Below are 2,245 nucleotides of genomic sequence, written 5' to 3' on the forward strand. Positions count from 1 at the left end.
GGGCGGGGCGGCCGCACCGGCCGCCGCCGGGCAGGCGACGTAGCGCACGAGAGCGTTGCGACCGGCAGGAACAGCCGCTGGAAGGCTCCGCACGCGCAGCCCGGCTCCCGCACGGAGAGCCGGGCCGCGCTTTTTCCGGCCGGAGCGGACCGCGCACCGGGGCCCCCGCCGCAGCTCGCCCAACGTTTTGCGGGGCTCCCGTGTCTTGAAGACAGACCATGTCCGAGGAAGTCGCGCACCTGCTCGGCCGCGCTCAGTGCGGCGATCCCGCCGCCGTCGAGCGGCTGGTGCGGCTGCACCTGGGTGCGGCGTACGCCGTCGCGCTCGCCGTCACCGGCGACCCGACCGAGGCCGAAGACGTGGTGCAGGACGCCATGGTGGCCGCGCTCGCGCGCCTGGGCGACGTGCGGCGGCCGGAGGGGTTCGCCCCCTGGCTGATGCAGATCGTCCGCAACCGCAGCAAGAACGTGCTCCGCTCCCGCACCGTGCGGGCCGCGCTCCCGCTGGAGGCCGCCGCCGCCAGCCCGGACGGCAGCTCCCCGGCGCGCGACGCCGAGCGGGCCGACCTCCGCGACCGGCTCCGCGAGGGGCTCGCCACGCTGACGGAGACGCAGCGCGAGGTGGTCCTGATGCACGACATGGAGGGGTGGAAGCACCGGGAGATCGGGGCGGCGCTCGGCCTCCCGGAGGGAACGGTCCGCCACCACCTGTTCAACGCCCGCCGGTCCCTGCGCGCCTTCCTGGGCGCGCTCTTTCGCGAGGACGGCTGAATGCACGAAAAGCCCATCGACCTCAGGCCGCTGCACCCTGCCCGCGACCCGGAGCGCTGGGAGGCCATGATCGCCTCCGTCACGGCGCGCGTCCTGGCCGAGGCCGCCGCGTCCCGCTCCCCCCTGGCCTTCCTGGCCGGGTGGGCGCGGCCCACCCTCGCCGCCGCCGCGGCCGTGGCCGCCGTGTCCGTGGGCGTGGTGGCCACCACCGGGGGCGAGGCGGCCGCCGCGCCGCTCCCCAGCACCGTCGCCGAGGAGCTGCGGCTCCCCGAGCCCGTCACCGACTGGATCGTGGAGGAGCGCGCCCCGAGCGCCGCCGACCTGATCCGCGCCGTGGAAGGAGACCTCCTGTGAACGGACCCCGCACCCCCCGCCGCACCCGCCTCCTGGCGATCGGCGTGCTGGCCGCCACCTTCGCCACCGGGATGCTCGCCGGCACCGCGGTGGACCAGGCGCTCGCCGCGCGCGAGCCGGCCCCGGTCCCGGAGCGGGAGTCGCGCTGCGATCGCGGCCCGGGCGGCCGGAAGGCGCGCGCCATCCTGGACCAGCTCGCCCTCACCCCGGAGCAGCGGATGCGGGTCGACGCCATCATGGAGCGCCGGCGCGCCCAGGCCGACGCCTTCTGGGAGCGCGAGGGGCCGCGGATGCGCAGCATCGTGGACTCCACCCGCGCCGAGGTGCGGGCCGTCCTCACCCCGGAGCAGCGGGCGGAGTACGACCGCATCCGGGAGCAGCACCGCGCGGCGCGCCGCGCGGCGAGGGAAGCCAGGCGGGCCGGCGAGCGCTGAGGCCGCCCCACGAACGAGCACCGGAAGGAAGATGACCCTGCGACGCACCCCCGCCGGGAGGACGCACGCCGCCCTCCTGGCTTCGCTGTTCCTCCCCGCGGCGCTCGCCGCCCAGGCGGCGCCCCCCGTGGTGACGCTGGACGAGGCGATCGAGCGCTCGCTCGCGGCCGACCCGGCCGCGGTGGCGGCGGCCTCCGGGATCGCCTCCGCCCGCGCCGACGTGATGCAGTCCCGGGGGGCCTGGCTCCCCACGCTCACGCTGGGCACCGGCTACGCCAACTCCAGCAACCAGCGCTTCGACCAGGCCACGGGCCGGCTCGTCTCCGAGAACTACTCCGCCCAGGTCCAGTCCGGGATCGAGCTGTTCGACGGCGGGCGCCGGCTGGCCGAGGGGCGCACCGCCCGGGCCCGCGAGCGCGCCGCCACCGCCGGCTTCCGCGAGCAGCGCTTCCTGACCGCGCTGGCGACCACGCAGGTGTTCTACGCCACCGCCGCCGCGGAGGAGCTGCTGGCCGCGGCGCGGCAGCGGCTGGAGCGGGCGCTGCAGCAGCTGGAGTTCGCGCGGACCCGCCTGGAGCTGGGCTCCGCCACCCGCTCCGACGTGCTCCGCGCCGAGCTGGAGGCGGGGAACGCCGAGCTGGCCGTGGTCGAGGCGGAATCGGCGCTGCGCACCTCGCGCCTGCAGCT

At 77.2% G+C, this 2,245-nt stretch carries 4 protein-coding genes; all 4 read left to right on the forward strand.

The genetic code is table 11. From position 1 onward, the window contains the following. Positions 1 to 218 precede the first annotated feature (218 nt). Positions 219 to 770: a sigma-70 family RNA polymerase sigma factor gene (locus VGR37_22980; protein ID HEV2150282.1), complete on the forward strand. Its 552-nt coding sequence runs from the start codon at positions 219 to 221 to the stop codon at positions 768 to 770. After that, positions 771 to 1,124: a hypothetical protein gene (locus VGR37_22985; GenBank protein HEV2150283.1), complete on the forward strand. Its 354-nt coding sequence runs from the start codon at positions 771 to 773 to the stop codon at positions 1,122 to 1,124. After that, positions 1,121 to 1,558: a hypothetical protein gene (locus VGR37_22990; protein ID HEV2150284.1), complete on the forward strand. Its 438-nt coding sequence runs from the start codon at positions 1,121 to 1,123 to the stop codon at positions 1,556 to 1,558. Before VGR37_22985 ends, VGR37_22990 begins: the two co-directional genes overlap by 4 nt. 31 nt (positions 1,559 to 1,589) lie before the next feature. Further along, the coding region (locus VGR37_22995; GenBank protein HEV2150285.1) for a TolC family protein at positions 1,590 to 2,245 on the forward strand (656 nt) is incomplete at its 3' end.

This window comes from Longimicrobiaceae bacterium (genome assembly GCA_035936415.1).
Lineage (GTDB): Bacteria > Gemmatimonadota > Gemmatimonadetes > Longimicrobiales > Longimicrobiaceae > JAFAYN01.

Coding starts and splice junctions, on each gene's coding strand:
- VGR37_22980 (HEV2150282.1), top strand. CDS start 219: ATGTCCGAGGAAGTCGCGCACCTGCTCGGCCGCGCTCAGTGCGGCGAT.
- VGR37_22985 (HEV2150283.1), top strand. CDS start 771: ATGCACGAAAAGCCCATCGACCTCAGGCCGCTGCACCCTGCCCGCGAC.